The sequence below is a fragment of the Pseudomonas orientalis genome (genome assembly GCF_001439815.1).
Taxonomy (GTDB): Bacteria; Pseudomonadota; Gammaproteobacteria; order Pseudomonadales; family Pseudomonadaceae; genus Aquipseudomonas; species Aquipseudomonas orientalis.
In genome coordinates, this window is record NZ_JYLM01000004.1 from 67,943 (window position 1) to 92,601 (window position 24,659).

At 61.6% G+C, this 24,659-nt stretch carries 24 protein-coding genes; 13 read left to right on the forward strand and 11 right to left on the reverse strand.

Annotation, left to right across the window (positions count from 1 at the left end; genetic code table 11):
* Positions 1-39 precede the first annotated feature (39 nt).
* The 4 genes from alr (at position 40) to TU82_RS11565 (ending at position 4,439) form a co-directional block, all read left to right on the forward strand.
* Positions 40-1,113, forward strand: coding sequence for an alanine racemase (alr, locus tag TU82_RS11550; RefSeq protein ID WP_057723326.1), 1,074 nt, complete (start codon positions 40-42; stop codon positions 1,111-1,113).
* Between the two features lie 116 nt (positions 1,114-1,229).
* Positions 1,230-1,778 carry a cupin domain-containing protein gene (locus TU82_RS11555; protein ID WP_057723327.1) on the forward strand — a complete coding sequence of 183 codons (549 nt, stop codon included), beginning with the start codon at positions 1,230-1,232 and terminating at the stop codon, positions 1,776-1,778.
* A gap of 180 nt (positions 1,779-1,958) precedes the next feature.
* The gene (locus TU82_RS11560; RefSeq protein ID WP_057723328.1) at positions 1,959-2,381 is read left to right on the forward strand and encodes a c-type cytochrome; all 423 of its coding nucleotides are present in this window, start codon (positions 1,959-1,961) and stop codon (positions 2,379-2,381) included.
* A 135-nt stretch (positions 2,382-2,516) separates the two neighbouring features.
* Positions 2,517-4,439 (forward strand): acetyl-CoA hydrolase/transferase C-terminal domain-containing protein, encoded by a 1,923-nt coding sequence (locus tag TU82_RS11565; RefSeq protein ID WP_057723329.1) that lies wholly within the window; start codon positions 2,517-2,519, stop codon positions 4,437-4,439.
* Positions 4,440-4,564: 125 nt separating this feature from the next.
* Here TU82_RS11565 and TU82_RS11570 read toward each other — a convergent pair whose 3' ends face one another.
* Positions 4,565-5,134, reverse strand: coding sequence for a xanthine phosphoribosyltransferase (locus TU82_RS11570; RefSeq protein ID WP_003176890.1), 570 nt, complete (start codon positions 5,132-5,134; stop codon positions 4,565-4,567).
* Positions 5,135-5,192: 58 nt separating this feature from the next.
* A complete protein-coding gene (gene rep, locus TU82_RS11575) occupies positions 5,193-7,202 on the reverse strand; it encodes a DNA helicase Rep (RefSeq protein ID WP_057723330.1) in 2,010 nt (669 codons plus the stop codon).
* A 266-nt stretch (positions 7,203-7,468) separates the two neighbouring features.
* Here rep and TU82_RS11580 point away from each other — a divergent pair, with 266 nt between their 5' ends.
* Positions 7,469-9,133: a putative bifunctional diguanylate cyclase/phosphodiesterase gene (locus TU82_RS11580; RefSeq protein ID WP_057723331.1), complete on the forward strand. Its 1,665-nt coding sequence runs from the start codon at positions 7,469-7,471 to the stop codon at positions 9,131-9,133.
* Positions 9,134-9,181: 48 nt separating this feature from the next.
* On the opposite strand, the gene TU82_RS11585 is transcribed toward TU82_RS11580, so the two are convergent.
* Positions 9,182-10,585, reverse strand: coding sequence for a NorM family multidrug efflux MATE transporter (locus TU82_RS11585; RefSeq protein ID WP_057723332.1), 1,404 nt, complete (start codon positions 10,583-10,585; stop codon positions 9,182-9,184).
* A 151-nt stretch (positions 10,586-10,736) separates the two neighbouring features.
* On the opposite strand from TU82_RS11585, the gene TU82_RS11590 reads away from it, so the two are divergent.
* Both TU82_RS11590 and TU82_RS11595 read left to right on the forward strand, forming a co-directional pair.
* Positions 10,737-11,657, forward strand: a complete 921-nt coding sequence (locus tag TU82_RS11590; protein WP_057723333.1) for a LysR substrate-binding domain-containing protein — start codon at positions 10,737-10,739, stop codon at positions 11,655-11,657.
* Positions 11,658-11,835: 178 nt separating this feature from the next.
* Positions 11,836-13,812: a methyl-accepting chemotaxis protein gene (locus tag TU82_RS11595; RefSeq protein WP_057723334.1), complete on the forward strand. Its 1,977-nt coding sequence runs from the start codon at positions 11,836-11,838 to the stop codon at positions 13,810-13,812.
* 26 nt (positions 13,813-13,838) lie between these two features.
* On the opposite strand, the gene TU82_RS11600 is transcribed toward TU82_RS11595, so the two are convergent.
* Positions 13,839-15,335 carry a YifB family Mg chelatase-like AAA ATPase gene (locus tag TU82_RS11600; protein ID WP_057723335.1) on the reverse strand — a complete coding sequence of 499 codons (1,497 nt, stop codon included), beginning with the start codon at positions 15,333-15,335 and terminating at the stop codon, positions 13,839-13,841.
* 284 nt (positions 15,336-15,619) lie between these two features.
* Positions 15,620-15,883 carry an accessory factor UbiK family protein gene (locus tag TU82_RS11605; protein ID WP_003195432.1) on the reverse strand — a complete coding sequence of 88 codons (264 nt, stop codon included), beginning with the start codon at positions 15,881-15,883 and terminating at the stop codon, positions 15,620-15,622.
* Between the two features lie 421 nt (positions 15,884-16,304).
* On the opposite strand from TU82_RS11605, the gene glnK reads away from it, so the two are divergent.
* The 4 genes from glnK to sutA all read left to right on the forward strand — a co-directional run bounded on the left by glnK (position 16,305) and on the right by sutA (position 19,090).
* A complete protein-coding gene (gene glnK, locus TU82_RS11610; protein ID WP_002555808.1) occupies positions 16,305-16,643 on the forward strand; it encodes a P-II family nitrogen regulator in 339 nt (112 codons plus the stop codon).
* Between the two features lie 35 nt (positions 16,644-16,678).
* The gene (locus TU82_RS11615; RefSeq protein ID WP_057723336.1) at positions 16,679-18,019 is read left to right on the forward strand and encodes an ammonium transporter; all 1,341 of its coding nucleotides are present in this window, start codon (positions 16,679-16,681) and stop codon (positions 18,017-18,019) included.
* Positions 18,020-18,229: 210 nt separating this feature from the next.
* Positions 18,230-18,655, forward strand: coding sequence for a secondary thiamine-phosphate synthase enzyme YjbQ (locus TU82_RS11620; RefSeq protein WP_057723337.1), 426 nt, complete (start codon positions 18,230-18,232; stop codon positions 18,653-18,655).
* Between the two features lie 102 nt (positions 18,656-18,757).
* Positions 18,758-19,090: a transcriptional regulator SutA gene (sutA, locus tag TU82_RS11625; protein ID WP_057723338.1), complete on the forward strand. Its 333-nt coding sequence runs from the start codon at positions 18,758-18,760 to the stop codon at positions 19,088-19,090.
* A 194-nt stretch (positions 19,091-19,284) separates the two neighbouring features.
* On the opposite strand, the gene TU82_RS11630 is transcribed toward sutA, so the two are convergent.
* From TU82_RS11630 to lptM, 6 genes are read right to left on the reverse strand one after another with little or no spacing between them, the layout of a single operon-like run.
* Positions 19,285-19,980 carry an HAD family hydrolase gene (locus tag TU82_RS11630; RefSeq protein ID WP_057723339.1) on the reverse strand — a complete coding sequence of 232 codons (696 nt, stop codon included), beginning with the start codon at positions 19,978-19,980 and terminating at the stop codon, positions 19,285-19,287.
* Positions 19,977-20,876, reverse strand: a complete 900-nt coding sequence (xerC, locus tag TU82_RS11635) for a tyrosine recombinase XerC (RefSeq protein WP_057723340.1) — start codon at positions 20,874-20,876, stop codon at positions 19,977-19,979. The genes TU82_RS11630 and xerC overlap by 4 nt, the downstream gene beginning before the upstream one ends.
* 2 nt (positions 20,877-20,878) lie before the next feature.
* Positions 20,879-21,595, reverse strand: a complete 717-nt coding sequence (locus TU82_RS11640; protein ID WP_057723341.1) for a DUF484 family protein — start codon at positions 21,593-21,595, stop codon at positions 20,879-20,881.
* A gap of 13 nt (positions 21,596-21,608) precedes the next feature.
* The gene (gene dapF / locus TU82_RS11645; RefSeq protein WP_057723342.1) at positions 21,609-22,439 is read right to left on the reverse strand and encodes a diaminopimelate epimerase; all 831 of its coding nucleotides are present in this window, start codon (positions 22,437-22,439) and stop codon (positions 21,609-21,611) included.
* Between the two features lie 3 nt (positions 22,440-22,442).
* A complete protein-coding gene (lysA, locus tag TU82_RS11650; RefSeq protein WP_057723343.1) occupies positions 22,443-23,690 on the reverse strand; it encodes a diaminopimelate decarboxylase in 1,248 nt (415 codons plus the stop codon).
* Between the two features lie 9 nt (positions 23,691-23,699).
* Positions 23,700-23,867, reverse strand: a complete 168-nt coding sequence (gene lptM / locus TU82_RS27820; protein WP_003195417.1) for an LPS translocon maturation chaperone LptM — start codon at positions 23,865-23,867, stop codon at positions 23,700-23,702.
* A gap of 238 nt (positions 23,868-24,105) precedes the next feature.
* On the opposite strand from lptM, the gene cyaY reads away from it, so the two are divergent.
* Both cyaY and TU82_RS11660 read left to right on the forward strand, forming a co-directional pair.
* A complete protein-coding gene (cyaY, locus tag TU82_RS11655) occupies positions 24,106-24,438 on the forward strand; it encodes an iron donor protein CyaY (RefSeq protein ID WP_057723344.1) in 333 nt (110 codons plus the stop codon).
* A gap of 2 nt (positions 24,439-24,440) precedes the next feature.
* On the forward strand, positions 24,441-24,659 hold the full coding sequence (locus tag TU82_RS11660; protein WP_057723698.1) for a DUF1289 domain-containing protein: 219 nt from the start codon (positions 24,441-24,443) through the stop codon (positions 24,657-24,659).

Here is a 24,659-nt window from a genome sequence, read left to right on the forward strand (position 1 = left end):
CCGGTTTTTCTTCACTCTGCCGCCTAGAAGCCTGCCGCCATGCGTCCTGCCCGTGCCCTGATCGACCTCCAAGCCCTGCGTCACAACTACCAATTGGCCCGCGAAGTCACCGGGGCCAAGGCCCTCGCCGTGATCAAGGCGGATGCCTACGGCCATGGCGCGGTGCGGGTGGCCCAGGCGCTGGACGGTGAGGCCGATGGGTTTGCGGTGGCGTGCATCGAAGAGGCTCTGGAGCTGCGCGCTGCCGGGATACGTGCGCCGGTGCTGCTGCTGGAAGGTTTTTTCGAAGCCGACGAGCTGCCGCTGATCATCGAGCAGGACCTGTGGTGCGTGGTGCATTCACTGTGGCAACTCGAGGCTATCGAGCAGGCTGCGCTGAGCAAGCCGCTGACCATCTGGCTCAAGCTCGACTCGGGCATGCACCGTGTGGGCCTGCATCCCAAGGATTTCCAGGAGGCCTACAAGCGCCTGCTGGCCAGCGGCAAAGTCGCCAGGATCGTGTTGATGAGCCATTTCGCCCGCGCCGATGAGCTTGATTGCGTGAGCAGCAGCGAACAAGTGGCGGTATTCGAAGCAGCCCGCCAGGGGCTGGCGGCTGAGGTCAGCCTGCGCAATTCTCCGTCCGTACTCGGTTGGCCGAGTGTGCCCAGCGACTGGGTGCGCCCTGGCATCATGCTCTACGGCGCCACGCCTTTTGGTGATGACCAGGCGATTGCCGCACGTTTGCTGCCAGTGATGACCCTGGAGTCCAAAATCATTTGCGTGCGCGAACTGCCGGCCGGCGAGCCGGTAGGCTACGGCGCCAGGTTCGTCACGCCCAAGCCGATGCGTATCGGCGTGGTGGCCATGGGATATGCTGATGGCTATCCGCGCCAAGCACCCACTGGCACACCGGTGCTGGTCGCCGGCCAGCGCAGCCAGTTGCTGGGCCGGGTGTCCATGGACATGCTCTGCGTCGACCTGACGGATGTGCCCCAGGCAGGGCTGGGTTCCACGGTGGAATTGTGGGGCAGGCACATCCTCGCCAGTGACGTCGCGACTGCGGCCGAAACCATTCCCTATCAGATTTTCTGCAACCTGCGTCGGGTGCCAAAGCTCTATTTGGGCACTTGATCGCCGGGTACGAATGCAGCTGCCCAGGATTTAGGCCCAAGTGTTGTAAATACTGAACGCTGTCGCCATGATAACGCTCAATTACAACAAAGCCTGAATCCTAGGAGGCACCTGCATTGGACGTCGGCGAACGACTGCAATCCATCCGTAAACTTAAAGGTCTTTCCCAGCGCGAGCTTGCCAAGCGCGCGGGCGTCACCAACAGCACCATTTCGATGATCGAGAAAAACAGCGTCAGCCCCTCGATCAGTTCCCTGCGCAAGGTACTGGGCGGCATACCCATGTCCATGGTCGAGTTCTTTTCCGAAGAGATCCTCCAGGAAATACCGACGCAGATCGTCTATAAGGCTAATGAGCTGATCGACATCTCCGACGGTGCCGTGACCATGAAGCTGGTAGGCCGGGCGCACCCGAGCCGGGCAATCGCGTTTCTCAATGAAATCTACCCGCCTGGCGCCGACACGGGCGAAGAAATGCTCACCCACGAAGGCGAGGAAACCGGGATCCTGGTGGAAGGGCGCCTGGAACTGGTGGTCGGTGTTGAAACTTTTGTGCTCGAAGCAGGCGATAGCTACTACTTTGAAAGCACCAAGCCCCATCGTTTTCGTAATCCGTTCGACGTGCCGGCGCGACTAATCAGCGCAGCCACACCCGCGAACTTTTAAAACAGAGGCGCCCTGCCAGCGTTGCAGGGTTCGCGCAGCAGTACACCGTGAGGCCGAATCTCCCTTTATTTAATAGGGTTGTTTCGGCCGGGCGGGCTAACCGCTATACTTTCGCCGCCTGCGAAACCGTGGCCGCAGGCGTGAATAGCCACCATTGAGGGTGAACGCGTGAACCTAATTATGAAAATGCTGGCTGCACCAGCAACCGTACTGGCCCTATGGGCTGTCAACGCTCAAGCTGCGACCAACGATGACATCGCCAAGCGCCTGGAGCCTGTGGGCCAGGTCTGTGTCCAGGGTCAGGAATGCAAGGGCATGGAAGTCGCTGTTGCGGCAGGCGGCGGTGGCGGTGGCGGTGCGAAAACGCCGGACGAAGTGATCGCCAAGCACTGCAACGCGTGCCACGGCACCGGCCTGCTGAATGCGCCAAAAATTGGCGATACGGCGGCGTGGAAAGAGCGCGCCGATCATCAGGGCGGTCTTGATGGCATCCTGGCCAAGGCTATTACCGGTATCAACGCCATGCCACCCAAAGGTACCTGCAGTGATTGCTCTGATGAGGAGCTCAAGGGCGCCATTGAGAAGATGTCAGGGTTGAAATAAGCCTGAATTCGCCAAAAACGCCGCTTGCGAGCGGCTTTTTTGTGCCCGCGATGTAGGTTTCGTTGCTGTTCATTGCAGCAAAGACCCGGCAAGCTCGGTCCAACCCCCATTCATGGAATGTTCGGGAGCAGTCGGATGGTGCAGTTGTGTTCAATCGAGCAAGCAGTTGACGACGTACTGGCGCGGTTGCCGGCGCATATCCACATGGGCATGCCGCTGGGGCTGGGCAAACCCAACCTGTTCGTCAATGCGCTGTACCGGCGCATCGCCAAGTTGCCCGAGCGGGCGCTGACGATCTACACCGCGCTGAGCCTTGGCCGCCCCTCCCTGGGAGACGGGTTGCAGAAGCGCTTTCTCGAACCGTTTATCGAGCGCGTGTTTGGTGATTATCCCGAACTGGATTTCCTCGCTGACCTGCACAAGGACAGCCTGCCGAAGAATATCCGCGTGCAGCAATTCTTCATGCAGCCCGGCAGCCTGCTCCACAGCGCCTCGGCGCAGCAGGATTACGTCAGCAGCAACTACAGCCATGCCGCCCGCGATATCAACGCCGCCGGCCTGAACCTGGTGGCGCAGCTGGTTGCCAGCAGCACCGAGCATCCCGATCGCCTGAGCCTGAGCTGCAACCCGGATATCACCCTCGACCTGTTACCGATGATCGCCAAACGCCGCGAAGCCGGGGAAACCATCCTGGTTGTCGGACAGGTCCACACTGAATTGCCCTACATGCCCGGCGATGCGGAGCTGGGCATGGACGTGTTCGACTACCTGCTCGACGAGAAAGACAGCACCACGCTGTTTTCCACGCCCAACATGCCGGTGGGGTTCCAGGACCATTTTATCGGCCTGCATGCCAGTACCCTGGTGCGCGATGGCGGCACCTTGCAGATCGGCATCGGCTCCATGGGCGATGCGCTGACCGCTGCACTGCTGGCGCGCCAAGCCGACAACGAAGCCTATCGATTGCTGCTCACCGACCTGAATGTGTATCAATGGGCGCCCTTGATCAGCCGTGAAGGCGGCGTCGAGCCGTTCGCCCGGGGCCTGTATGGTTGCAGCGAAATGTTCGTCAACGGCCTGCTGGTGCTGGCGGACGCCGGCATCATCCGGCGCAAGGTGTACCCGGATGTGGCGACCCAGGAGCAAGCCAGTGCCGGGCTGCTCGACGATGCGGCGCAGCCCGACGGCATCGCGATCCATGGCGGTTTCTTCCTCGGCCCGCGCAGTTTCTACCAGCGTTTGCAGGAGATGAGCCACGCCAAGCGGCTGCAATTCAACATGACCCGCATCAGCTATATCAACGAGCTGTACGGCCAGGAGGAACTCAAGCGTTTGCAGCGTCAGGACGCACGCTTCATCAACAGTGCGATCATGGTGACGCTGCTCGGCGCCGGTGTGGCCGACCAGTTGGACGATGGCCGCGTGCTCAGTGGCGTGGGCGGGCAGTACAACTTCGTCGCCCAGGGCCACGCGCTGGAAGGCGCGCGCTCGATCCTGATCCTGCGCAGCTGGCGTGAATCGGGGGGAGAGGTCAGTTCGAATATCGTCTGGGAGTATGGCCATTGCACCATCCCCCGGCACTTGCGGGATATCGTCATTACCGAATACGGCATTGCCGACTTGCGGGGTCAGACGGATGCTCAGGTGATCGAGGCGTTGCTCAATGTCACTGACTCGCGCTTCCAGGAAGGCTTGATCGAACAGGCGCAAAAGGCCGGCAAGCTGCCCAAGGATTTCAAGCTGGACCCGCGCTTTGCCGACAACACGCCGCAGCGGCTCCAGGCGATTCAGGCCAAGCATCGACGGCTGTTTCCGGAATACCCGTTGGGCAGTGATTTCACCGGTGAAGAGCGGGACCTGTTGCGGGCACTGAACTGGCTCAAGAGCAAATTCAAGCTCACGGAGATGCTGGAATTGGGCAAGGCGGCGTTGGACGCACCGGAGCCGGAGGCGTTTCCCGAACATTTGAAGCGGATGCGGTTGGATCAGCCGGAGGGTTTCAAGGAAGACCTGTACCAGCGCCTGTTACTCGCAGGCCTCCAGGCCACCGCGCACTAAAAGCCAACACAAGGCAAATGTGGGAGGGGGCTTGCCCCCGATGACAGTGGTTCAGCCAACATATTTGGTGACTGATACACCGCTATCGGGAGCAAGCCCCCTCCCACATTTTGAGCTGCGTTGATTCAGATGAAGGTAACCACCCCACCCGCCAGCGACTTCACCCGCGCCAGCGATTCAACCCGATAACCCTGCGCATCCAGCTCGGCACGGCCACCCTGGAACGACTTCTCGATCACGATCCCCAAGCCGGCCACGGTCGCGCCGGCCTGCTTGATGATCGAAATCAGCGCCTGGGACGCCTTGCCGTTGGCCAGGAAGTCATCGATCACCAGCACGCGGTCGCTGCTGGTCAGGTGGCGCGGTGAGATCGCCACGGTGCTTTCGGTTTTCTTGGTGAAGGAATACACCGTCGCCGACAGCAGGTTTTCGGTGAGGGTCAGGGACTGTTGCTTGCGTGCGAAGATCACGGGCACGCCAAGGTTCAGGCCGGTCATGATCGCCGGGGCGATGCCTGAGGCTTCGATGGTGACGATCTTGGTGATGCCCGAGTCCTTGAACAGCGCGGCGAATTCGTCGCCGATCAATTTCATCAGCGCCGGGTCGATCTGGTGGTTCAGAAAGGCGTCAACCTTGAGTACCTGATCGGAAAGCACGATGCCTTCTTCGCGAATTTTCTTGTGCAGTGCTTCCACGGAAAGCTTCCTCTGTTGGCGCAACAGGCGCCGAAAGTCGATTAAAAAGTAGTCGATTCTAGCGCTTTAACATCGCGCGTATATCGGCCAAGGCGCTGTTGCCGCGAACGGCCTTCACCTCGGTGGGGGTGTCGTCGTTACCTTCCCAGGCCAGGTCATCCGGCGGCAGCTCATCGAGGAACCGGCTGGGGGCACAATCGATGATTTCGCCGTATTGCTTGCGCTTGGCGGCGAAGGTGAAGGCCAGTGTCTGACGCGCGCGGGTAATGCCCACGTAGGCCAGGCGCCGTTCTTCCTCGATGGTGTCGGCTTCGATGCTGGAGCGGTGCGGGAGGATTTCCTCTTCCATGCCCATGATGAACACGTAGGGAAACTCCAGGCCCTTGGAGGCGTGAAGGGTCATCATCTGCACGCCTTCGGCGCCGTCTTCCTCTTCCTGCTGGCGCTCCAGCATGTCGCGCAGCACCAGCTTGCCGATGGCATCCTCGACGGTCATTTCACCGTCTTCGTCTTTTTCCAGGGTGTTCTTCAGGGCTTCAATCAGGAACCAGACGTTGCCCATGCGGTAATCCGCGGCCTTGTCGCTGGAACTGTTGGTGCGCAGCCAGTTTTCATAGTCGATGTCCATGACCATGCTGCGCAGGGCGCTGATCGGGTCTTCGCCGGCGCATTGTTCGCGCACCTTGTCCATGAAACGCTTGAAGCGCGACAGGCGGTCGGTGAAGCGCGTGTCCAGGTGTTCGCCCAGGCCGATCTCGTCGGTGGCGGCGTACATTGAAATCTTGCGTTCGGTGGCGTAGTTGCCGAGCTTTTCCAGGGTCGTCGAACCGATTTCCCGACGTGGCACGTTGATCACGCGCAGGAAGGCGTTGTCGTCATCCGGGTTCACGATCAGGCGGAAATACGCCATCAGGTCTTTGACTTCCTGGCGCCCGAAGAAGCTGTTGCCCCCCGACAGGCGATACGGCACCTGGTGGTGCTGCAGTTTCAGCTCGATCAGCTTGGCCTGGTAGTTGCCGCGATACAGGATCGCAAAGTCGCTGTAAGGGCGGTCGGTGCGCAGGTGCAGGCTGAGGATTTCCACCGCCACGCGCTCGGCTTCGGCGTCTTCGTTGCGGCAGCGGATCACGCGAATTTCGTCGCCATGGCCCATCTCGCTCCACAGTTGTTTTTCAAACTCGTGGGGGTTGTTGGAGATCAGCACGTTGGCGCAGCGCAGGATACGGCTGGTGGAGCGGTAGTTCTGCTCCAGCATTACCACTTTCAGGGACGGATAGTCGTCCTTGAGCAGCATCAGGTTTTCCGGGCGGGCGCCGCGCCACGCGTAGATCGACTGGTCATCGTCGCCCACCACGGTGAACTGGTTACGCGTACCGATCAGCAGCTTCACCAGCAGGTATTGGCTGGCGTTGGTGTCCTGGTATTCGTCCACCAGCAGGTAGCGCACCTTGTTCTGCCACTTTTCCAGGATGTCCTTGTGTTCCTGGAACAGTTTGACCGGCAGCAGGATCAAGTCGTCGAAGTCCACCGCGTTGAACGCCTTGAGCGTGCGCTGGTAGTGGGTGTAGACGATGGCGGCGGTCTGTTCCTTGGGATTGCGCGCGGCTTCCAGCGCTTCGGCGGGCAGGATCAGGTCGTTTTTCCAGGCGCCGATCATGTTCTTGATCTCGTCGACGCCGTCGTCGCCCGCGTATTCCTTCTGCATGATGTCGGTCATCAGGGCCTTGACGTCGGTCTCGTCGAAGATCGAGAAACCCGGCTTGTAGCCCAGCCGTGCATGCTCCTTGCGGATGATATTCAGCCCAAGGTTGTGGAACGTGCACACGGTGAGGCCACGGCCTTCGCCACCCTTGAGCAGGGTGCCGACGCGCTCTTTCATCTCCCGCGCCGCCTTGTTGGTAAAAGTCATGGCGACGATGTACTGGGCGCGGATGCCGCAGTTCTGGATCAGGTGCGCGATCTTGCGGGTAATCACGCTGGTCTTGCCGGAGCCAGCACCGGCGAGCACCAATAGAGGGCCGCCGACGTAGTTCACGGCTTCTTGCTGCCGGGGATTGAGTCGGGACATACAGAGTTCAGGGAGTCGTTATTCAAAAGGGCGGGCATTTTAACAGGCTGGCAGGATTCTGCTGCCTTAGAACGACGGTGTGACGTACCACTCGATCTAAATTTGCCGGTTTTGCTACTTTGCCGCAGGATGTCGGGGGTATCGCGACTAATTTTCACAGTCTGCGTGTTTGATGACACCTATCATTGGTCATGCATTGGTTATCGTCAGGCCGCACGTCATAATGCCCGCCGCCAACGAATTTTTGCAGAGTCTAGGGAGCTAGCTTGTCTACGCCTGTCGAACCCTTGCGTTTGCTGCTGCTGGCCGAGACGCCCGCGTGGGCAGCGTTATTGCGCGAGTGCCTGGCGCCGATGGGCGATGGGGCTGTGCTGATCAGTGCGCCCAACTGGGACTCGGTGAGTCGTCTGTTTGACGATGACCACGAGGCGGTGCTGTTGACCACGCCCACTCTGCAGCCCGGTCCCGGTCGTTGCAGCCTGCCGTGTGTATTGCTGCTGGAACAGGAACCGCTGGTTGCGCCGCTCGGCGTCAGCGATTGGCTGATCCATTGCGCGCTGGACGCCAGTACCCTGCGCCGCTGCCTGCGCCATGTGCGCGAACGTGGCGTGCTGGAAAACACCTTGCAGCGCCTGGCCGAACAGGATCCGCTCACCGGCATCGCCAATCGCCAGGGTTTCCAGACCTTGCTGGCGGCACGCCTGGCGGACAACGAAGGTCGCGGCCTGGCCCTCGGTCATCTGGACCTGGACAATTTTCGTCACGCCAACGATGCCCTTGGTCACCAGGCCGGCGACCGCTTGATCCTGCAGGTCGTCTCACGGCTCAAGAGCCAGCTGGAAGCCGGTGATCAACTGGCGCGTCTGGGCAGCGATGAGTTCGCGCTGCTGATCGACACCCGCCGTGCGCCCCAGCGCGCCGAGTGGATGGCCGAGCGCATCACCGAAGTCATGGCCGAGCCTTACTGGGTGGACGGCGAGAGCCTGCTGATCGGCTGCAGTCTGGGCGTGGCGCATGCCCGCGCCCGTGCCGGGGCCGACCCGTTGATGTGGCACGCCCATATCGCCATGCAACAGGCCAAAAGTACCCAGGGCTGCACCTTTCATATCTTCAACGAACGCATCAACCGCAACGCGCGCAGCCTGGCCGACCTGGAAAGCGAGTTGCGCCGTGCCTTGCGCCGCGATGAGCTGGAGCTGCACTACCAGCCGCGCCTGGACCTGGATGACGGGCATATCGTCGGCCTTGAGGCCCTGGTGCGCTGGCGCCACGGCGAGCGTGGCCTGTTGCCACCCAGCGAATTCGTGCCCTTGGCCGAGCAGAGCGGCCTGATCGTGCCGTTGGGTTACTGGGTGATTTCCCGGGCTCTGCGCGACATGCAGGATCTGCGCGAACGCGGCCTGCCGGCGTTGCACATGGCGGTCAACCTGTCGTTTCGCCAGTTCCAGGACAGCCAATTGCTCTCGACACTCAGCCGTTTGATTGCCGAGCGCGGCGTGGAAGCGCAATGGCTGGAGTTCGAGCTGACCGAAACCGCCGTGATGCGTCGCAGCGACCTGGTCAAACAGACCATGGACGCCCTCGGCCGCCTCGGCGTGCGGTTTTCCCTGGATGACTTCGGCACCGGTTTCTCATCGTTCGTGCACCTCAACAGCCTGCCGATTGCCTTGCTGAAGATCGACAAGAGCTTCGTCGGTGGCATGGAGGAGCGCGAAGAGAATCGCAAGCTGGTGCACGCCATGATCAACCTGGCGCACAACCTCAACCTGGAAGTGGTGGCCGAAGGCGTGGAAACACTTGAGCAGCTTGAGCTTTTGCGACTGTTTGGTTGCGATCAGGCCCAGGGTTACCTGATCAGTAAACCATTGCCGTTGGCTGAGTTGGTGGAATACCTGACCTCCGGCAAAAGCCAGCAGGCGTTGTCGGGCTAAGTTGTAAACTCGATTGAACATGTGGGAGGGGGCTGACCGAGCAGGGCTTTACTCTGTCTGTGCGGCCTCGAAAGTGCTTGGTCTTTCCGGCTCTCGCCGAATCATGCGTTTCATCTTCGCCTCGAACGCCCAGGTCAGGCTCACCGCCGCGCACGCCAGCCCCAACGCCAGGCCCCACCACACGCCGGTCGGTCCCCAGCCCAGGGTGAACGCCATCAGCCAGGCCGACGGCGCGCCGATCAGCCAGTAGCAACCGAGCCCCACCAGGAACGTGGTCTTGGCGTCCTTGAGGCCACGGATGCAGCCCATGGCTATGGTCTGCACCCCGTCGAACAACTCGAACCAGGCGGCGACAGCCAGCAGGCTGACGGCCAGGACGATGACGTCATGAAATGCCGGATCGTCATGGTCGAGGAACAGTCCGATCAGCGGGTCGGCATACAACCAGAACGCCACGGCAACGCCCAGCATCGATAGGGCACCAAAGCCGATGCCGACCCGCCCGGCCATGCGTGCCCGCAGCAACTGCCCGGCGCCATAATGCTGGCCGATACGCATGGTCACCGCGTAGGACATCCCCGCCGGAACCATGAACGCCACCGAGACGATTTGCAGGGCAATCTGGTGCGCCGCCAACTGCGTGCTGCCCATGGTGCCCATGCACAGCGCCGCAAACGCGAACAGCCCGACTTCCACCGCATAGGTGCCGCCAATCGGCAGGCCCAGGCGCCACAGCTCGCGCAGGTACCGGGTATTGAGGCGCAGCAGCCCGGTGCTCAGTGGATAGGCGGCGTAGGTGCGGTTGCTGCGGATGTACCACATCAGTGCCAGCGCCATGCCATTGGCGACGATGGCCGTGACCAGGCCAATGCCCATCAGCCCAAGCTTGGGCAGGCCGAACATGCCTTCGATCAGCGCGTGATTGAGCAAGTAGTTGACCACCGTGCCGCACAGGCTGATCACCATCACCGGGGTGGCTTTGCCGATGGCGCTGGTGAAGCCGCGCAACGCCATGAAGCTGAGGTAGCCGGGCAGGGCGAAGGGCAGGAGGGTCAGAAATTGCCCGGCGGCCTGCACGTTGGTTTCGGTCTGGCCGAACATCAGCAGCACTGGCTTGAGGTTCCACAGCAGCAGTGCCGCCGCCAGGGCCATCAACCACGCGAGCCACAGCCCGGCCTGGGTCAACCGGGTGGCGCCGTCGATGTCGCCAGCGCCGTGACGGATGGCCACCAGGGTACCCACCGCCGCAATCACGCCGATGCAGAAAATCGCCACGAACGAATAGCTCGCCGCGCCCAGGCCACCGCCGGCCAGGGCTTCGGGGCTCAGGCGCGCCATCATCAGGGTGTCGGTGAGCACCATCAGCATGTGCGCCAACTGTGAGGCAATCAACGGCCCCGACAGCCGCAGGATGGCCCAGAGTTCGGTACGTGCCGGATGCTGCATGATCATCACTCTCGGAATGTCAGGGAGGTGGAAAGGGTTGATTCTCGGCGCTTTCGGCGCACTGCACAAAAGGATAAAAGCGATCGTTCGCATGATTAAAACTCATGCATGATCGATTCTGGTAGGGTTTGTGCACTGCGCTGTCGGAGCTTTCAGAATGTCTCGTCGTCTTCCTCCGCTTTATGCCTTGCGGGCATTCGAGGCCGCATCTCGTCACCACTCTTTCACCCGTGCGGCGCAGGAGCTGTCGATTACCCAGAGTGCGGTCAGCCGGCATATTCGTACGCTTGAGGAGCATTTCGCCTGCCGGCTGTTCCAGCGCAGCGGCCGTACCTTGCAACTCACCGAAGCGGCGCGCTTGTTGCTGCCCGGCGTGCGCGAAGGCTTTGCCGCCCTCGAGCGCGCCTGCCATACCCTGAATGCCGAAGACGACATTTTGCGCATGAAAGCGCCGTCCACCTTGACCATGCGTTGGCTGCTGGCGCGGTTGAGCCGCTTTCGGGCCTTGCAGCCGGGCAATGAGGTGCAGCTCACCAGCGCGTGGATGAGCATCGATGAAGTGGACTTCAACCAGGAACCGTTCGATTGCGCGGTATTGCTCAGTAACGGGCACTTTCCGGCGGACTGGGAGGCCTGCCACCTGTTCCCCGAAATGCTGATTCCGGTGGGCGCGCCCAATCTATTGGATGACGGGGCGTGGGACGTGCAGCGCCTGGCAACGGCCGAACTGCTGCACCCGACACCGGACCGGCGTGACTGGCGTTACTGGCTGGAGCGCATGGGGCTCACGTCCCAGGTCTCGCTCAAGGGTGGGCAGGTGTTCGATACGCTGGAGTTGGGCATGATCGCTGCCGCGCGGGGTTATGGCGTGTCCATGGGTGACCTGTTGATGGTGGCCGAGGACGTCGCCCAGAAACGCTTGAGCCTGCCGTGGCCAACGGCCGTTGCCAGCGGGGAAAGTTATTACCTGGTGTGGCCGAAGACCCGTCCCGGTGGCGAGCGCTTGCGGCGCCTGGCGGAGTTTCTGCAGGGCGAGGTGCAGGCGATGGTTTTGCCCGCTGTGACACGCCTCGAATGAAGGGGGCGGCCGCTGGAAAGCAATCGTTTGCGTGATGTCCCTGTGAATCGCTCAAGTATTGTGAAACCGCGCCGAAGTAGGTGTGTTGGAACCCTCGTGAACCAACGATTCCCACTAGATAATTCGCCGAGCAGCGCTAAGAGATCAGGATGATCCTGGCCTCGGCTCAGGAGCTGTCATGTCTCAACCTCGCGCTCGGATCGCTTCCCAGTTAGGCCTCGCATTGGCCGTGATTCTGGCTGTCGTCATCAGCGGCAGTACCGTCTTCGCTCTACGCTCCCTCGATACCGCCAACCTCGCCACCCGCGAGGAACATCTGGCCAGCGAGGCGCGCTTGCTCGCCGACCAGCTCAATACCTTCCACAGCACCTTGCGCGAGAGCACTCAGCGTTTGAGCGGGCTGTTTGAAAAGCGCTTCGGCGCCGGTTTGAGCGTGCGTGCGGACCAGCCTGTCGCCGTGGCCGGTGTACAAACCCCAAGCCTGTACCTGGGCAGCGAGTTACTGAACAACAACTTCGGCGAAGTGGACGAATTCAAGGACATGTCCGGCGGCGTGGCCACGGTATTCGTACGCAGCGGCGACGACTTCGTCCGTATCAGCACCTCCCTGACCAAGCAGGATGGCAACCGCGCCATCGGCACCGTGCTGGATCGCCAGGGCCCGGCCTACCAGCGCGTGTTCAACGGGCAGACCTATATCGGCCGGGCAGTGTTGTTCGATCGCTCCTATATGACCCAATACAGCCCGGTGCGTGACGCCAGCGGAAAAGTCATCGCGGTGTTGTTCATCGGGTTCGACTACACCGACGAACAGAAAGCCCAGTTCGACAACCTCAAGCGCTTCCGTATCGGTCAGACCGGCTCCTTGTCTCTGCTGGATGAACAGAAGCACTGGCTGGTGCCGCCGGCCGGTGTACAGGCCTTGGATCAAGCTGTCGCCGTGATGCTCGACTTGGCGAAGAAGCCCGGTGAAGGCCGCTTCTGGAGTGACAAGAACGAAGATTTCTACAGCGTATCGGTACCCTTCGAGGGTGGCCCTTGGGCGGTAGTGGCAAGCATGCCCAAGGCCGAGATACGTGCAGTGACGTGGGACGTCGGCATGCGCCTGGTGATCGGCAGCGTGCTGGCCATGCTGTTGGCCGTGGGTGCCACGGTATGGCTGTTGCGCAGCAAGCTCGCGCCATTGAGTGACCTGGTGCGTCAGGCCGAAGCCCTCGGCGCAGGCGACCTGAGTGCGCGCCTGAATGTCTCCAGTCATGACGAGATCGGTCAGTTGGCGCGCAGCTTCAACCAGATGGGCGAGGCGCTGTCGACCATGGTTTCGCACATCCGCAAGGCGGCTGAAGAGGTCAACAGCCGTGCCCAGGCGCTGTCGGGGTTGTCTGGCGGCGCTTATGAAGGCATGGAGCAGCAGTCCGGCGAGATCACCAGCATGGCCGGCGCGGTGGAAGAATTCAGTGCCACCTCGCTGAATATCGCCGACAACATGGGCAACACCGAGCGTCTGGCCCAGGAAAATGCCCAGCAGACCCGTATCGGGCGTACCTCGATGGAAGAAGCGTCGTCGTCCCTGGAACATATCGCCACCGCGCTGAACAGCACTGCGACGGTGATCAACACCTTGGGCCAGCGCTCCCAGGAAATCGGCGGTATCGTCGGCGTGATCACCTCGATCGCCGAACAGACCAACCTGCTCGCGCTCAATGCCGCCATCGAAGCGGCCCGTGCGGGTGAGCAAGGTCGCGGCTTTGCCGTGGTCGCCGACGAAGTACGCAACCTGGCCTCGCGCACCCGCCAGGCCACCGATGAAATTTCCGGAATGATCCAGAGCATCCAGCAGGAAACCGGTAACGCCATCACCACCATGGAACACGGCAACGTGCTGATGCAGGAAGGCCTGTCGCGCAACGCCGACGTGGCCTCGGCCTTGGCGCGCATCGACGAGCAGAGCCGCTCGGCCGGCCAGCAGTTCGCCGCAATCACCACCGCCACCCAGGAGCAGAGCAGCACCGCGACGTTGCTCAGCAGCAATTTGCAGAGCATCGCACTGGCTAACAGCGAGCAGCGTGAAGTGGTGTCGAACCTGGCGATCACCGCCAAAGAGCTGGAAACCCTGGCGGCGGGCCTGCGGCATGAGGTGGATCGCTTCCGCTAAGCCACCCATCCGCTCCAGTGTAAGGCTCAAGAGCTCGCCGCCGGGCGGTATTGCAACGCCTCTTGCAGATGGTGGCGAGCGATGGCGTCTTTTTGTTCCAGGTCGGCCAGGGTACGCGCCACCTTGAGCAAGCGATGGGCCGCCCGCAACGAAAGCGTCAGCCGCTCGCAGGCGTTTTCCAGCCAACCTTCATCGACCTTCGCCAGCGTGCAGTATTCGCGCAGCCCCGGCAGGTCGAGGAAGGCGTTGGCGCAGCCCTGGCGTCGTTGTTGGCGTTCCCGTGCGTCGGCCACCAAGACGGCCGTTTTCGCGGTGGTGTCCTCGGTCTGTTGTGCCGGGCTCAGCGCCGTGGCTTCCCGCGCCACCGTCAGGTGCAGATCGATCCGGTCGAGCAACGGCCCCGAAAGCTTGTTGCGGTAGCGCTGGACCTGTTCCGGTGTACACCGGCAACGGCCGCTGGGTTCGCCCATATAGCCGCAAGGGCAGGGGTTCATCGCTGCGACCAGTTGAAAGCGCGCCGGGAAACTCACTCGGTCACGGGCGCGGGAAATCACGATATGTCCCGATTCGAGTGGCTCGCGCAGCACCTCCAGCACCTTGCGATCAAATTCCGGCAGCTCATCCAGGAACAGTACGCCGTGATGGGCCAGCGTAATCTCCCCTGGTTGCGGCTTTGACCCGCCGCCGACCAGCGCAGGGCCGGATGCCGAATGGTGCGGCTGGCGAAACGGCCGGTGCGGCCAATGGCTCAACGGTGCCAGGCTGACCACGGATTGAATCGCCGCAACCTCCAGCGCTTCCTGCTCACTGAGCGGTGGCAGCAACCCCGGCAGGCGGCTGGCGAGCAGCGTCTTGCCGGTGCCGGGCGGCCCGCTGAACAGCAGGTTATGCGCCCCCGCCGCCGCGATCAGCAAGGCGCGCTTGGCTGCCAGTTGGCCCTGGACTTCACTGAGGTCCGGGTAAGGTTTGTTCAGATACAGCAAGCCGTCCGACCGGTAGGGCTCGATCGGCACATGCCCATTCAAGTGCGCCACCACCTGCAGCAGGTGGTCCACCGCAATCACCTTCAACCCTGACGCCAGGCACGCCTCCTCGGCGTTTGCCCTGGGCACTATCAAGGTGCGCCCGGCCTTGCGCGCCGCCAAAGCGGCCGGCAACACGCCTTTGACCGCACGGACTTCGCCGGACAGCGCCAACTCGCCGAGGCACTCGACATCATCGAGCATCAACGCCGGCACCTGCACGCTGGCCGCCAGGATCCCCAGGGCGATCGCCAGATCAAAACGCCCGCCGTCCTTGGGCAGGTCGGCGGGCGCCAGGTTGAGCGTGATGCGCCGCGCCGGGTATTGCAGGGCCGAATTGAGAATGGCGCTGCGTACGCGGTCCTTGCTTTCCTTTACCGCAGTTTCCGGCAAACCTACCAGCGTCAGTGACGGCAGCCCATTGGCCATGTGCACTTCGACAGTGACGACGGGGGCTTCGACGCCGACCTGGGCGCGGCTGTGGACGATGGCGAGGGACATGCTCGATCCTTGAGTGGGAGGCCGCTTCCTGCGGATTCTTCAAGGGTAGACGAGGTGGGAATGCGCACAGCGGGGGAGGTTTTACAGAACGTATCCAGACAACGAAGTGAGGGAGGGGGCAAGCCCTGATGCTAAGGCTTTTTGTAGGAGCGAGCTTGCTCGCGAAAAACGTCAACGATAACGCGTGCTTCCTGAATGAACGCGGTGCCTATGAGTTTTTCGCGAGCAAGCTCGCTCCTACAGAGGGCGGCATCAGGGCTTGCTCCCTCCCACACTCATCGGGCTTATTCAGCCGATGGGGGCGTCAGTCGCGCTTCCAGTTCCGCCACCTTCGCCTCCAGGCTCTCCAGCCGTGCACGGGTGCGGGCCAATACCACCATCTGGCTGTCGAATTCTTCACGGCTGACCAGATCGAGCTTGCTGAAGCCACTCTGCAGCAATGCCTTGAACTGGCTTTCGATTTCGTTGCGGGGCAGCGGGGTGTCGCCGCTGAACAGGCGAGAGGCATGGCCGCTCAGGGCGTCGAGGAAGTCTTTGGGCGCGAGCATGTGAAATATTCCGGAAAACTGTTGGCCGGCAGTGTATCACGCAGTGTCTATAGTCTTTTCACGGCCCTGGCGCGCACGCTTTTCGCGCATGCGGATGGGCGGTCGCGCACTGTTTTGATGCGCATCGCCGCTGCCGGAACGCTCCGCAGGTGGGCATAAGCGGGCAACGGACTGATTTCGGTGATTTTTACGGAGCTGGCAAGGTTTCTGCTTAGACGATCATGACCCATGCACTGATGCAGTCGCTGTGACGAATGCAGTGCGCCGACGGATCAGGGGTACAGGTTTCGTCACCAGTGGTTCGCTGGCGTCGCCACGGTAATACGCAGGCGACGATGCGTTACAAAGCCAGGCACTGCGCTTAGACTTGAGACGGGTTTGTTTTCCTGGGGCAAGTCCACCAATTCGGGAGAGAGTTTTCATGAAGCTAGTCACTGCCATCATCAAGCCGTTCAAGTTGGACGACGTACGCGAGTCACTGTCCGAGATCGGCGTGCAGGGCATTACCGTTACTGAGGTCAAGGGCTTCGGTCGGCAGAAGGGGCATACCGAGCTGTATCGCGGCGCGGAATACGTGGTCGATTTCCTGCCGAAGGTGAAGATTGATGTCGCCATTGACGACAAGGATCTTGACCGGGTTATCGAGGCGATAACCAAGGCCGCCAACACCGGCAAGATCGGTGACGGCAAGATCTTCGTGGTCAATCTGGAACAGGCTATCCGCATCCGTACCGGCGAAACCGATACCGACGCAATCTAAGCCGCCAAACCCCAACGCCCCAGGAGAAAAACACTATGACTCTGCGTAAATTCGCAGGGCTCGGAGCCCTGTTGTCCATCGTAATGCCAAGCCTTGCACTGGCGGCGGACGAAGTGGCGGCTCCAGTCCTCAACTCCGGCGACACTGCCTGGATGCTGACCGCCACCGCACTGGTGCTGTTCATGACCATTCCTGGCCTGGCGCTGTTCTACGGCGGTATGGTTCGCTCCAAGAATATCCTGTCGGTGATGATGCAGTGCTTTGCCATCACTGGCCTGATCAGCATCCTGTGGGTTGTCTACGGCTACAGCATTGCGTTCGATACCACCGGTATGGAACAGGGCGTCGTCAACTTCAACTCCTTCTTCGGCGGCATGGGCAAGGCCTTCCTGGCGGGTGTCACCCCAGCCAGCATCACCGGGCCTGCGGCGCTGTTCCCGGAAGCGGTGTTCATCACCTTCCAGATGACGTTTGCCATCATCACTCCGGCGTTGATCGTCGGTGCATTCGCCGAGCGCATGAAGTTTTCCGCGATGCTGATCTTCATGGCTATATGGTTCACCCTGGTCTATGCGCCGATTGCGCACATGGTCTGGAGCGGCAACGGCGGCCTGATGTGGGACTGGGGCGTGCTGGACTTCGCCGGTGGCACCGTGGTGCACATCAATGCCGGTGTGGCTGGCCTGGTGGCGTGCCTCGTGCTCGGCAAGCGCAAAGGCTTCCCGACCACCCCGATGGCGCCGCACAACCTGGGTTACACCCTGATCGGCGCGGCCATGCTGTGGATCGGCTGGTTCGGCTTCAACGCCGGCTCCGCTGCCGCAGCCAACGGCACGGCCGGTATGGCGATGCTGGTCACCCAGATCGCCACCGCTGCCGCTGCGCTGGGCTGGATGTTCGCCGAGTGGATCACCCACGGTAAGCCAAGCGCACTGGGCATCGCCTCGGGCGTGGTGGCCGGCCTGGTCGCAATCACCCCGGCTGCCGGCACCGTGGGCCCGATGGGTGCGCTGGTCATCGGCCTGGCGGCGGGTGTGGTGTGCTTCTTCTGCGCCACTACCCTCAAACGCAAGCTGGGATACGACGATTCCCTGGACGCCTTCGGCGTGCACGGTATCGGCGGTATCCTCGGCGCGATCCTGACCGGCGTGTTCGCGGCTCCATCGATGGGTGGCTTCAACGCCGCGACCACCGACATCGCCGCGCAGGTCTGGATCCAGTGCAAAGGTGTCGGCTTCACCGTGATCTACACGGCGATCGTCACCTACGTCATTCTCAAGGTTCTGGACATGGTCATGGGCCTGCGCGTCACCGAAGAGGAAGAGGCAGTCGGCCTCGACCTGGCGCAACACAACGAGCGCGGTTACAACTTGTAAAGGCGCAAAAAAAAGATGCCCGGCTTGCCGGGCATTTTTTTGTCTGGCGTTTGTCTTTGACTATAAGTGGCATGGGTTTTTCGTCGACTTTGTGATGGGATCCTCGCGGCACTTTAGAGGGTGCGAATGTCTTACAGGCATGTGGGCGTATTCGGCACTTTGTTTTTTTCCAGAGCGCGCTAGAATGCGCGCCGATGGGCGGAGAACTGTATGTGGCAACAGACCCTGATTACGCTGCGGGCCAAGCCCCGGGGCTTTCACCTGGTGACCGACGAGTTGCTTGCCGGCTTGCCTGAATTGAAGGCCTGTCGCGTGGGCCTGTTGCATCTGTGGCTGCAGCACACCTCGGCCTCGTTGACGGTCAACGAGAATGCCGATCCGGCGGTTCGCCGTGACTTCGAACGTTTTTTCAACCTGCTGGCGCCGCAAGGCCAGGCGGGATTCGAACACAACGACGAAGGCCCGGATGATCTGCCGGCGCACTTCAAGGCCAGTCTCCTGGGCTGCCAGCTGAGTTTGCCGGTGAAGGCCGGCCGCTTGGCGATGGGGACCTGGCAAGGTGTTTATCTGGGCGAGCACCGTGATCATGGCGGTGCTCGTAAAGTCCTCGCCACCTTGCACGGTGAAGGGGCATAAGCCGCTGGTGATCCAGCGGATGTTGATTTTTTTCCGGCGACCTCGACAGAGGATGAAGCTGGGCTATAACTAATCTGCTTTTCGCAAGTCATGAGGTAGAACATGAGCGACGATGATCTGGAAAACGACGACCTTGAAGTAGGTGACGAAGAGGACACTGAAGACAGTCTTGAAGTGGCGGCTGATGACGTTGCGGAAGACATTGAGGACAGTGCTGGCGATGACGCCGCTCCCAAAGCCAAAGGCAAGGCCAAGGCTGCTGTATCGGTAGACGAGCTGCCCAGCGTTGAGGCCAAGAACAAAGAGCGCGATGCCTTGGCCCGTGCGATGGAAGAATTCCTCGCCAAAGGCGGCAAAGTGGTCGAAGTCGAGCCCAATGTGGTGGCCGATCCACCGAAGAAGCCGGATAACAAGTACGGCAGCCGTCCTATTTGAGGTCAGTTGACTGCTTGTAGGAAAAAGCCCGCCGTCGCTGCGGGTTTTTTCATGCCTGATGATTTATTCGAGCCTTGTAGAGATCCCACTGTGGGAGGGGGCTTGCCCCCGATTGCAGTGGGTCAGCCAGTACATTTGGTGGCTGATACACCGCTATCGGGGGCAAGCCCCCTCCCACATTTGGATCTCTGGTGTTACTGCCATTTGCGCAGCAACGCAGGCAACTCCGTCAGGCTACGAATCTCTGCATCCGGGCGCTTCGGCGCTTCCCATGCCTTGCCCGTCGGGTTAAACCACACCGCTCGCAACCCGGCCTGCTGCGCGCCGGCGATGTCATCCCCGGGATGATCGCCCACATGCACCGCCGCACTGGCGTCCACGCCGCCGCGCTGCAAGGCTTCCTGAAACAATCGCGCATCCGGCTTGGCGATACCGATATCCTCGGCGCGCAGGGCAAAGTGGAAGTAGTCCGCCAGGCCTACGCGCTGTACGTCGGCATTGCCGTTGGTAATAACCCCCAGCAGGAAGTGCTGGCGTAGCGCTTTGAGCATCGGTTCGGCTTCGGGAAAAACCGTGAGCTGGTGTCGCGCATGAATGAATGCCTCAAAACACACATCGGCCATCTCTGTCGCTTCGGGCTGCGGATAGCCGGCTTCTTCGAACGCGTGCAGCAATACACGGTGGCGCAGGACGCTGATGCGGTGTTTGAGCTCAGGATGACGCTGCAGTACCTGTTGGCGCAGGCTGGCGAAGTGCTCCAGGGGCAAGTCGCCCACTTTGGTGGCGTGGACCGCCAACCATTCGCGCATTGACGCTTCGGCGCTGATGATGACGGGTACGTTGTCCCAGAGCGTATCGTCCAGGTCGAAGGTGATCAGCTTGATGCTCATGAGTCGCCGTCCTTGATGCGTTTGGCCCGTGGATGGGCGCTGTCGTACACCGTTGCCAGGTGCTGGAAGTCGAGGTGGGTGTAGATTTGCGTGGTCTTGATATCGGCGTGGCCGAGCAATTCCTGTACCGCGCGCAGGTCCTGGGACGACTCGAGCATATGGCTGGCAAAGGAATGCCTGAGCATATGCGGGTGCAGGTTTTGCCCCAGTTCGCGTTCGCCGGCGGCCTTCACGCGCAACTGAATGGCTCGCGGCCCCAGGCGTCGGCCTTGTTGGCCGATGAATACCGCGTCGTCCTTCGGATTGGCCAGCGCCCGTAACGGCAACCACAGCTCCAGGGCTTCACGCGCTTTCCTGCCGACGGGCAGAACACGCGTCTTGCTGCCTTTACCCAGCACCTGCACCAGCCCGTCGGCCAGGTCCAGTTGCTCAAGGTTCAGGCCGGTCAGCTCCGACAGGCGCAGGCCCGAGGAGTAGAACAGTTCGAGGATCGCCTGGTCGCGGTGCGCCAGGAAGTCATCCTCGACCGCGCCATCAAGCAGTTGCAGGGTGCGGTCGGTATCCAGGGTCTTGGGCAGGCGTCGCTCGCCTTTGGGCGGCGACAGGCCATTGGCCGGGTCGTGGTCGCACAGGCCTTCGCGGTTGAGATAGTGATAGAGGCCGCGCACCGCCGACAGCAGGCGCGACAGGCTGCGCGAGGACTGGCCTTGCTGGTGCAGTCGTGCGACCAGGCTGCGCAGGCTCTGGATATCCAGGGCCTTCCAGCTGGCAACCTGCTGTTTTTCGCAGTAGGCCAGGACTTTATTCAAGTCCCGCCGGTAGGCGTCCAGCGTATGAGGCGACACCTGGCGCTCGTTGCGCAGATGAGCGCAATAAGCGTCCAGTTGCCGTTCCATGGCTAGCGCACCGCGCGCAGGGCAGTGGTGAAGCGTGGCAAGACGCGGCCCAGCACTTCAGCGATGTAGGTCAGGAACAGGGTGCCCACCGAGCTTTTATAGTGCGCCGGATCGCGGCTGGCGATGGCCAGTACGCCGTGCAGGCCTTGGTGACTGAGGGCAACCACGGCGGTGGAGCCGATTTGTTTGCCCTGTTCGGCACCAAACAGGAAATCCAGTTCATGTTCGCGCAGGGTACCGCTGATGGTCTTGCCTTCCGACAGCAGGCCGCCGATGGCGGTCTGTGCTTCGCCACCGCTGACCCAGCGACCCACCGGCATCGGGTTATCGCTGAACAGGATCAGGCTGACAAATGGCACCTGGAAGTCCTGGCGCAGGCTGTCTTCTACCGCCATCACGGTTTCTTCCAGGCTGGCGGCGTCCATCAGGGTCAGGATCAGGCGACGGGTCTTTTCGAACAGGCGATCGTTGTCGCGCGCCACGTCCATCAGGTGCGAAAGCCGGTGGCGCATTTCAATATTGCGCTCGCGCAGGATCTTCATCTGCCGCTCCACCAACGACACGGTATCGCCGCGTTGATGGGGGATGCGCAATGCCGGGAGCAATTCTTCGTGCTCGACGAAGAAGTCCGGATGAGCCTCAAGGTATGCCGCGACCGCAGCGGCCTCCAGGCTTTCACTTGAGGTGACTTGTGCGGGTACTTGAGGCTTATCGGTCATTGGCTTGGCTCACTCATAGACGGACCTGTCCTTCGTATACACGCGTAGCCGGCCCGGTCATCATCACCGGGTGGCCAGGGCCTGCCCATTCGATGGACAAGCGCCCACCCGGCAGGTCGATCAGCAGCGGCGAATCCATCCACCCCTGGCTGATCGCGGCCACGGCGGCGGCGCAGGCGCCGGTGCCGCAGGCCTGGGTTTCGCCGGCGCCGCGTTCCCACACGCGCAATTGCGCACGGGAACGGTCGATCACCTGCAGGAAGCCCACATTGACCCGCGCCGGAAAGCGCGGGTGATGTTCGATTTTCGGCCCCAGGTCGTGCACGGGGGCATTGTTGATGTCATTGACGCGCAGCACCGCATGGGGATTGCCCATGGACACGGCGGCGATATCGACCGTGTTGCCGTCCACATCCAGCGCATAACTGAGGGCCTGCTCGGGCGCCTGGAACGGAATGTCCGCCGGCACCAGACGTGGCGCGCCCATGTTGACGCTGATCTGGCCGTCACTGCGGATATCCAGTTCGATCACGCCGCCCTTGGTCTCGACGCGAATCTGGCGCTTGGCGGTCAGGCGCTTGTCCAGCACAAAGCGCGCAAAGCAGCGCGCACCGTTGCCGCACTGTTCCACTTCGGAGCCGTCGGAGTTGAAGATCCGATAACGGAAATCCACCTCCGGGTTGGTCGGCGCTTCCACCAGCAGCAGTTGGTCGAAGCCGATACCGGTATGGCGGTCGCCCCATTGCTTGGCGTGCTTGGGCAGGATGTGCGCGTGCTGGCTGACCAGGTCGAGAACCATGAAGTCATTGCCCAGCCCGTGCATCTTGGTAAAACGCAGCAGCATGGCTTACTCCGGCAGCAGGCTTTCGCCAGCATACAACTGGGCTACCGTCTCGCGGCGACGCACTTCAAACGCTTGATCACCGTCCACCAGCACCTCGGCCGCGCGGCCGCGCGTGTTGTAGTTGGAACTCATGACAAACCCATAGGCACCGGCCGAATGCACGGCCAGCAGGTCGCCTTCCTCCAGGGCCAGCTGACGATCCTTGGCCAGGAAGTCGCCGGTCTCACAGATCGGGCCGACGATGTCGTACGCACGCGCCTGGCTGTTGCGCGGCGTCACCGCCGTGACATTCATCCAGGCCTGGTACAGCGCCGGGCGGATCAGGTCGTTCATCGCCGCGTCGACGATGGCGAAGTCCTTGTGCTCGGTGTGCTTGAGGTACTCGACCTGAGTCAGCAGCACGCCGGCATTGGCGACGACATAGCGGCCCGGCTCGAACATCAGCGTCAGGTCGCGACCTTCGATACGCTCGCGCACGGCCTTGATGTAGTCGGCAATCAACGGCGGCTCTTCATCGCGGTAACGCACGCCCACACCACCACCCAGATCGATGTGATGCAGGTAGATGCCACAGTCGCCCAGGCGGTCGATCAGCGCCAGCAGGCGGTCGAGAGCATCCAGGAACGGCGGCAGGGTGGTCAGTTGCGAGCCGATATGGCAGTCGACGCCCAACACGTCCAGATTCGGCAATTGGGCGGCGCGGATGTACACGTCTTCGGCGTCGGCGATGGCGATGCCGAACTTGTTCTCTTTGAGGCCGGTGGAAATGTACGGGTGAGTGCCGGCGTCGACGTCCGGGTTGACGCGCAGGGAGATCGGCGCGCGAACGCCCAGCTCGGCGGCCACGACCTGCAGGCGCTCCAGTTCGTCGGTGGACTCGATGTTGAAGCAGTGCACCCCTACTTCAAGGGCGCGCCGCATGTCTTCGCGGCTCTTGCCGACGCCGGAGAACACGATCTTGTCGGCCTGGCCGCCAGCGGCCAGTACCCGTTCCAGCTCGCCACGGGACACAATGTCGAAACCGGCGCCAAGGCGTGCCAGGACATTGAGCACACCCAGGTTGGAGTTGGCTTTCACCGCGTAGCACACCAGGTGCGGCACGCCTTCCAGCGGGTCGGTGAACGAGCGGTATTGCGCTTCGATATGGGCACGCGAATACACATAAGTCGGGGTACCGAAGCGCTCGGCAATCGCGGACAGCGCCACGCCTTCCGCGAACAGCGCGCCGTCCCGGTAGTTAAAAGCGTCCATGAGGGTCCCTTAGTAAGTGTCGTGCTTGTGCGCTTTGGAAGGCTTTTGCGACGACTGCGCCTGTTCGTTCGGGTCCTTGCTGTCGTCGGGCAGGTACAGCGGGCCTTTTTGACCACAGGCACTAACGAGGCAAGCGACCGCGACGAGCGCAGCAAGGGAAGAGATCAGGCGCTTCATGGCGAAATCCTTGAATATGCATTAATTGCGCCCGAGTATACCGACCACCCGCCAGCTTGCCTATGCGCTGGAATACCCGTCCGGCGGGGGTTTGCCGAGATAGTCCGGAAGCGGGCTACGCTGGTTGAGGATATTTCGTACCGCCATCTGTGATGAAATCGGTATCCTTTGCAATCGGCGGGGCGCGTCCGTATCGTGCGGCGCTTGAGCAGAACCAGACACTTTCGAGGTTGCCACAATGAGTTTGACCGAAGCCCGTTTTCACGACCTGGTGGATGCGACCCAGCAGGCGCTGGAAGATATTTTCGACGAGAGTGACCTAGACATCGATTTGGAGAGCTCCGCCGGTGTGCTGACGGTCAAGTTCGAAAACGGCACTCAATTGATCTTCAGCCGCCAGGAACCGTTGCGCCAGCTGTGGCTGGCTGCCCGCTCCGGTGGTTTTCACTTCGACTTCAACGAAGAAGACAACAACTGGCAATGCGATACCAGCGATGAACTGCTCAGTGAAATGCTCACGCGGCTAGTCTTTGAACAAGCCGGCGTTGAGCTGGATTTCGACGAGATTTGACCGTGACCCAGCCTGCACCCATTCGCCCGCCCAAGCCGCTGTTCAGCAATGTCAGCCCGGCGGTGCCGTCACCTTGTATCAGTTTGTGTCGCCTGGACGAGCAGAAAGTCTGCCTCGGCTGTTTCCGCCATGTGGAAGATATCCGCGAATGGCGCTCCGCCGATGATGAGCGGCGCCGAGTGATCTGTGCCGAGGCCGAGCAGCGACGGGCCCGCGCCTGA

Bases quoted from the DNA above. Each gene is read 5' to 3' on its own strand.
- lysA (WP_057723343.1), bottom strand. From the start codon at position 23,690: ATGGACGCTTTTAACTACCGGGACGGCGCGCTGTTCGCGGAAGGCGTG.
- glnK (WP_002555808.1), top strand. From the start codon at position 16,305: ATGAAGCTAGTCACTGCCATCATCAAGCCGTTCAAGTTGGACGACGTA.
- TU82_RS11600 (WP_057723335.1), bottom strand. From the start codon at position 15,335: ATGTCCCTCGCCATCGTCCACAGCCGCGCCCAGGTCGGCGTCGAAGCC.
- TU82_RS11585 (WP_057723332.1), bottom strand. From the start codon at position 10,585: ATGATCATGCAGCATCCGGCACGTACCGAACTCTGGGCCATCCTGCGG.
- rep (WP_057723330.1), bottom strand. From the start codon at position 7,202: ATGTCCCGACTCAATCCCCGGCAGCAAGAAGCCGTGAACTACGTCGGC.
- TU82_RS11620 (WP_057723337.1), top strand. From the start codon at position 18,230: ATGTGGCAACAGACCCTGATTACGCTGCGGGCCAAGCCCCGGGGCTTT.
- TU82_RS11560 (WP_057723328.1), top strand. From the start codon at position 1,959: ATGAAAATGCTGGCTGCACCAGCAACCGTACTGGCCCTATGGGCTGTC.
- dapF (WP_057723342.1), bottom strand. From the start codon at position 22,439: ATGCTGCTGCGTTTTACCAAGATGCACGGGCTGGGCAATGACTTCATG.
- sutA (WP_057723338.1), top strand. From the start codon at position 18,758: ATGAGCGACGATGATCTGGAAAACGACGACCTTGAAGTAGGTGACGAA.
- lptM (WP_003195417.1), bottom strand. From the start codon at position 23,867: ATGAAGCGCCTGATCTCTTCCCTTGCTGCGCTCGTCGCGGTCGCTTGC.
- TU82_RS11605 (WP_003195432.1), bottom strand. From the start codon at position 15,883: ATGCTCGCGCCCAAAGACTTCCTCGACGCCCTGAGCGGCCATGCCTCT.
- TU82_RS11565 (WP_057723329.1), top strand. From the start codon at position 2,517: ATGGTGCAGTTGTGTTCAATCGAGCAAGCAGTTGACGACGTACTGGCG.
- TU82_RS11595 (WP_057723334.1), top strand. From the start codon at position 11,836: ATGTCTCAACCTCGCGCTCGGATCGCTTCCCAGTTAGGCCTCGCATTG.
- TU82_RS11615 (WP_057723336.1), top strand. From the start codon at position 16,679: ATGACTCTGCGTAAATTCGCAGGGCTCGGAGCCCTGTTGTCCATCGTA.
- TU82_RS11630 (WP_057723339.1), bottom strand. From the start codon at position 19,980: ATGAGCATCAAGCTGATCACCTTCGACCTGGACGATACGCTCTGGGAC.
- xerC (WP_057723340.1), bottom strand. From the start codon at position 20,876: ATGGAACGGCAACTGGACGCTTATTGCGCTCATCTGCGCAACGAGCGC.
- alr (WP_057723326.1), top strand. From the start codon at position 40: ATGCGTCCTGCCCGTGCCCTGATCGACCTCCAAGCCCTGCGTCACAAC.
- TU82_RS11640 (WP_057723341.1), bottom strand. From the start codon at position 21,595: ATGACCGATAAGCCTCAAGTACCCGCACAAGTCACCTCAAGTGAAAGC.
- TU82_RS11590 (WP_057723333.1), top strand. From the start codon at position 10,737: ATGTCTCGTCGTCTTCCTCCGCTTTATGCCTTGCGGGCATTCGAGGCC.
- cyaY (WP_057723344.1), top strand. From the start codon at position 24,106: ATGAGTTTGACCGAAGCCCGTTTTCACGACCTGGTGGATGCGACCCAG.